3 protein-coding genes are annotated in these 6,137 nt (G+C 41.3%); all 3 read left to right on the top strand.

Going from position 1 to position 6,137, the window contains the following annotated elements:
* Positions 1 to 917: PDDEXK nuclease domain-containing protein (locus tag Q5866_RS04045; RefSeq protein ID WP_303178993.1), on the top strand; the 917-nt coding region annotated here is incomplete at its 5' end.
* Between the two features lie 448 nt (positions 918 to 1,365).
* On the top strand, positions 1,366 to 2,523 hold the full coding sequence (locus Q5866_RS04040) for a FecR family protein (protein WP_292267801.1): 1,158 nt from the start codon (positions 1,366 to 1,368) through the stop codon (positions 2,521 to 2,523).
* 101 nt (positions 2,524 to 2,624) lie between these two features.
* Positions 2,625 to 6,137 carry a SusC/RagA family TonB-linked outer membrane protein gene (locus Q5866_RS04035; protein ID WP_303178990.1) on the top strand — a complete coding sequence of 1,171 codons (3,513 nt, stop codon included), beginning with the start codon at positions 2,625 to 2,627 and terminating at the stop codon, positions 6,135 to 6,137.

Genomic DNA, 6,137 nt, shown 5'->3' with positions numbered 1-6,137 from the left:
TTTCTGCCCAACATATACGGAAAATGAGGCAATTTTATGAGGAATGGAGTTCTGTCTTAAAATGCTCGCCACTGGCGAGTAAATTTACAAATCTTGAAGATAAAATATTAAATCCCATTGAAATAGATAGTAATACTCTACTGATGATAGATTGCTCGCCACTGGCGAGCAATCTAAACATGGAGGAATTCTTTAGTATCAGTTTCACGCACCACATGGAGATTATTCATAAAACGAGTACTATAGAGGAACGTGCTTTTTATATTCATCAAACAGTGGTTAACTGTTGGAATAAATATACATTACGTGTTCATCTCGAAGCGAATGATTATCGGCATCAAGGGGCGATGCCAAACAATTTTGTAAACACGATACCCGATGTTCAACAATCTGTGAAAGCGATCAGTATGTTTAAAGATGAATATTTACTCGACTTTATCAACGTGGAAAATTTGGATGAAAGGGATAAAGAAGATATTGATGAAAGAATAGTTGAAAATGCTATCGTGCAGAATATAAAAAAATTTATAATGACCTTTGGACAAGACTTTAGTTTTATTGGAAATCAATATCACATAGAAGTTTGTGGTCATGATGTATTTATTGATTTGTTATTTTTTAATAGAGAGCTCAATTCACTTGTTGCGGTGGAGTTAAAGTACTCGGAATTTCGGCCCATACATTTAGGACAATTGCATTTATATTTGCAGGCTTTAGATGACTATGTGCGAAAACCTCATGAGAATCCGTCTATTGGCATAATTCTTTGTAAGGGTGTTGAACGTAATTTTGTCGAGTATGCTGTTCGTGATTTTAACAAACCATTGGGAGTTGCAACCTACAAGACTGCTAATGATATGCCGGATGAATTAAGAAAAGCTTTGCCGGATATGGATGAATTGAAGAAGTTGTTGTAAGCATAATAAGAATAAAGATAGGACAAGGAAGGGGAAAAATAGAATTAAAGGTATCCGGTTCATAATTTGCCCCGGGAAACTCTCGGGTAAGGATTGCTTACTAGGCAACTTTTCTACCATTGAGTGGCGGTAGATAGCCTTTTGAGTGACTTTTGGGCGGGTTCGCCTACTCATCGCCTGATGTTCGCCCACAGTTCGCCCACGTTTTAACAGAAAAGTATCTTATTTAATACTGTCGAGGGTTTTGTCAATTGAATCTACAGGTACCTTTGCGCCAGATAATCGGTGTGGAATGGTTTATGATGATTTTGGTATTTGTAGTAAATTGATTTTTAGCTTATTATTCTGATGTGTCATTTTATTTTGCCTAAGGAGTAAAAAAAATCATTTTTCGTGTAAACATTTTCGGGTATTTCGTGTTTTAGGTGTGAATTTGAGTGAGATTAAGATGAAAATAGATTGGTTATTGATAAAGCGGAGTTTGACTTCTTCATTGAATGTAGAGGAGGAGAAGGCTTTGCGGGTGTGGTTGGACGAGTCAGAAAAGCATCGTGCCGTGTACGAGGACATGAAGCGTTTCGTTGCCATTCGCGAGGGATACCGTTTGGAAGAGGAAGTTAGACGGGGTTTTAAAAAGGATTTTGAAGCCAGACTGAATACTGCTTATCGTAAACGGGTGCGCCGGATGTGGATAAAGGTTGCGGGATACGCGGCAATGTTGGTGTTACCTTTGACGATAGTTTTGTTCTTCTTTTTGGAGCAAAAGCCCGCTGTTGATGCGGAGGATTACGGGATCGGACAGATCGTGCATGGGACGAGAAAGGCGACGTTGGTGTTGAATGACGGGAAGGTTGTGGCGCTGGATACTTCTCGTGTGTTGTTGGGACAAGAGGACGGAATGAGTATACGTACGAGCGATCTGGCTTTGGTGTACGTGGATTCCTTGCAAAAAGACCGGGAAGTGGAAGTTCAGAATCGGTTGATTACACCGAAGGGGGGCGAGTACACTTTGATGTTGTCGGACGGAACAAAAGTGTGGGTGAATGCAGCCACCGAGATTCGCTATCCCGTGAAATTTATCAAGGGGGAGCGTCGGGTACGTTTGGAGGGTGAGGCTTATTTTGAGGTGGCAAAGGATGTGGCAAAACCTTTTATCGTGGAGATTGATGGTATGGAGGTGAAAGTGTACGGCACGAAGTTTAATATCAATACCCGAAGGATGGATAGGATGCAGACGACATTGGTCGAGGGTTCCGTGTCCGTGAAACCGAAAGGAAAGCCGGAGGTGATGCTTGATCCGAACCAGCAGGCGGTGTTTAACAAGCTGTCCGGGCGGGTTGCCGTTCAGGAGGTGGATGTTATGCCTTACGTGGCGTGGCATCTTGGGAACTATTTTTTCGAAAACAAGAGTATAAGCGAAATCTTGGATGAGCTTGCCTTGTGGTATGATATAAATGTATTTTTTATGAATGACGAAGTGCGCAACGAGCGGTTTAGCGGTTATTTGCCCCGCTACGGGGAGATCGAGAAGTTGTTGGGGTTAATCGAGAAAACCTCTCATGTTCATTTCGAAATTAAAGGCAAAGTGATAATAGTGCGTAAATAAGAAAAATCCGGACAAGCGCCACTTATCCGGAGTGAAATAAATGTGGGCAAGCAAATGCGACAATGATTGCCCGAGTAGTTTTTAATTTCAAAATCAAATGTATGAAAAAAAAACAAAGTTTTTACTATTTCTATGGTAAAAAGAAAAATGGTCTATTACGAATCATGAAATTATTAGTTATTTTATTGACAATGACCTGCATGACAATTTCCGCTAACACGTTCTCGCAACAACAGAGGGTGACGCTGGAAATGAAGAATGTCGGTGCGATGGAACTCTTTAAAGAGATTCAGAAGAAAACGAATTTGTATTTCGTGTATAATGATGCTGATCTGATTTCTTTTAGTAACATTACCGTTTCGGCAAAAGACGAGGAGTTGGATGTTTTATTGAAACGGGTATTTGCCGGGTTGAACTTCTTGTACGAGGGGAACGTTATCATCGTGAAGCCGGCTGTCGCTAAGGATGATGAAAAGAAAGACGTGAAGAAATTCATCGTGAAAGGAAAAGTGTTGGACGAGAAGAAACAGCCGTTACCGGGAGTTACTATACGTTTGGATAGCACTACCGTGGGATGTGCCACGGATGCAATGGGGCAGTTTATGTTGTCTTTGCCGGTGGAGACCGGTCAATTGATTTTTACTTTTGTCGGTTTCAAACAAGAAAAACGGAAATTCAAGGCGGGGGATGAAATCATCGTCACGATGAAAGAAGAAGCCTCGGATTTGGATGAGGTGACTGTGATCGCTTACGGTGAACGTAACAAAAAGGAATTAATCAGTTCCGTGTCTTCAATAAAAGCTAAGGATTTGGAAGAAGTTCCTTCTGCCAGTTTGGAAAATTTGTTGCAAGGACATATGGCGGGAGTCGAAATAAATAATGTTTCGGGTGCTCCCGGTGGTGGTGGCTCACGCGTTGCTATTCGGGGTTATAATTCGTTAATGGTTAATGGAAAAAGTAATAATACACCGTTATACGTGGTGGACGGGGTTCCTATTAATTCATTTACTTCTCCATTAACAGGAACGAATACATTGGCGGAGATCGATCCGTTAACAATCGAATCTGTTGAAGTTTTGAAAGATGCTGCTTCTGCTGCTATTTATGGTTCTCGTGCAAGTAACGGAGTGATATTGATTACCACGAAACATGGTAAGGTCGGGCAGGCTACTTTTCAGGCTAACGCTTCTTATTCCTGGAACTGGTTGCCGGAGACCCCGGTACAGATTCAAGGAAACGAGGAACGCCAATGGTGGCTGTATGCTGCTAAAAATATGGCTGTCGGGTATTTCGATTCCAACAATAACGTGCATTGGCCGACTTCCCCGGAAGAAGTTATCGGAACGACGGGAAAATATGACTTTTTTTGGGGAAATGGTATTTCTAATATTGTAAATCCGGTTCCGTTGGTTCGACGATTACAAGATAGTTTGAATCCGTTTTATAATAATTCGACCAATTGGTGGAAGTATGTTTTTCGTACAGGGAAGACATTAAATGCTAATGTCCAAGCTTCCGGAGGGACGGAACGAGTGAAATATATGGTTGGCTTGGGTTGGTATAACGAGAAAGGAATTAACGTGGGGTCGGATTTCTCTCGGGCAAATCTGATCTCGAATATAAATTTAACGCCGCGCAGGAATCTTTCATTGGATGCTCGTCTCGCCCTCTCGTATTCGGATATGAGTATGGCTGGCGGTGGATTAGGAAGTCGTAATATATCTTACATGACGGTGAATCCGACGAGTACTTCTACGTTATTAGGTAATTCCGGAAGCGCGTATGATAAGATATTTCAGAATATTAATGATGTTTCGGAGAAGAAATACGATTTTAATATCAGGTCGAATATTCGTTTAGCTTATAAAATTCTGGAAGGATTGGATGTTTCCGCGACTGTCGGGGCCGACTACACGCAAGCGCAAGCAAATCGCTTTGAACCGAGTCAAATGGATGTTCGAAATGGATTGAGCGTGTCATATGGTCAGATGTCCGGTAGTATGTTATTTCAAACAGAAGAATTGTTGAATTATAATTTTAGCTTGAAGGAACGTCATAACTTTGCTTGGTTGTTGGGATTTTCCTATACACGTGAGTCTTCTAACGGATTAAAGGGCTCTGGTAAAGGCTCCCCGAGTAATTATATTCATTACGTGATAGAGGTGATGCCCTCGTTGAAGGATCTAAATGGAGTTACAACCGCCATGCAGTCTTTCCTTTCTGATTATAAAGAGAAAATAATGGTGAGTTACTTCGGTCGTTTAGCTTATAATTTCGATCAAAAATATCTGATGGAGTTCACTTTACGCCGAGACGGTTCCTCTGTTTTCGGTAAAGATGTGCGTTGGGCGACATTTCCTTCAATCGCTTTGGGATGGAATTTTTCTGACGAGTCGTTTATGAAAAATTTCTGGTGGTTGAGTCATGGTAAAATTCGCGGGTCGTGGGGAACTTCGGGACAAACATTTTCTGATTATTATTTAGCTCAGGGAACTCTTGGCGAGGGGGATAGTTTCCTAGGTGTCTCAGGGTTGGTTCCTTCCCAGATGGAAAATAGAAGTTTGACATGGGAAAAGTCAGATCAATACGATATCGGTTTGGATCTTGATTTATTTGATTACCGATTGAAGTTGAAATTGGATTATTACTACAAGTACACGAAGTCTTTGTTGTGGCAAGTGGATCTTCCGGGTACGGTTTATTTCCATGATAGATTGTGGGATAATGCTTTAGAGTTATCTAACGAGGGGCTTGAACTAGAAGCTCAATTGGATATCTTGAGGGAGTCAGCCGTGTCCTGGCGGATGCGTTTTAATATATCCAGAAACTGGAATCGTCTGGAGAAGACAAACACGGGAATGGACGTGAGCGAAAAATACGTGATCGGGCGTTCCATAAACCAATTGCGTGTCTTCAAGAATTTGGGATACGCGCAAAGTGATAGCGATATCCCGTATTATTGGGATCAAAATGGAAATCGGAAACCATTGGGTAGTGGAGGATTGGCTCAGCCTACTCGTCTGGGAATGAACGTGATTGCGGATTTGAATGGTGACGGTCGAATTACAGATGACGATAGATATTTTGCCGGTTCGACGTTACCCGTTGCTCATGGAGGTATAGCGAGCGAAATTAAATGGAAGGGATTTGATCTGAATTTTTTGTTCAATTATTCTTTAGGTCGGAAAATGATTAATCTTTTCCGAAAAGGATCGTTAAATTTTAATATGAGTGGTAACATGGGAGCCCTTTTTGAAGATTACAGAAATGTCTCTTTTTGGGAGCAACCCGGGGATAATTCTGATTATCCGGTTATTTCTGCCATTAATAGTTATCATTACGGGCAGTTTGATGGTCTGATTGATTCAAATATTGAAACAGTGAATTTTATCCGCTTGAAGCAGTTGACCTTGGGATATAATCTTCCCACGCAATGGGCAAAGAAAATTTATTTACAAGGGTTACGCGTATTCTTCACGGGAGAAAACTTGTTCATGTTGACCAATTATTCCGGGCTTGATCCGGAGAATGTAGACGTGCTGGAAGGGTTGGATAAAATGGAAAATTATCCGAGCGCAAGAAAGATCACGATAGGTTTAACGCTTAAATTTTAA

It is taken from the genome of uncultured Butyricimonas sp., assembly GCF_959596855.1.
Classification (GTDB): Bacteria; Bacteroidota; Bacteroidia; order Bacteroidales; family Marinifilaceae; genus Butyricimonas; species Butyricimonas muris.
Note: the sequence above shows the minus strand (reverse complement) of the source record. Positions and strands in the feature narration are given on the sequence as shown.

Excerpts from the sequence above, each read along its gene's own strand:
- Q5866_RS04040 (WP_292267801.1), top strand. The coding sequence starts at position 1,366 with ATGAAAATAGATTGGTTATTGATAAAGCGGAGTTTGACTTCTTCATTG.
- Q5866_RS04035 (WP_303178990.1), top strand. The coding sequence starts at position 2,625 with ATGAAAAAAAAACAAAGTTTTTACTATTTCTATGGTAAAAAGAAAAAT.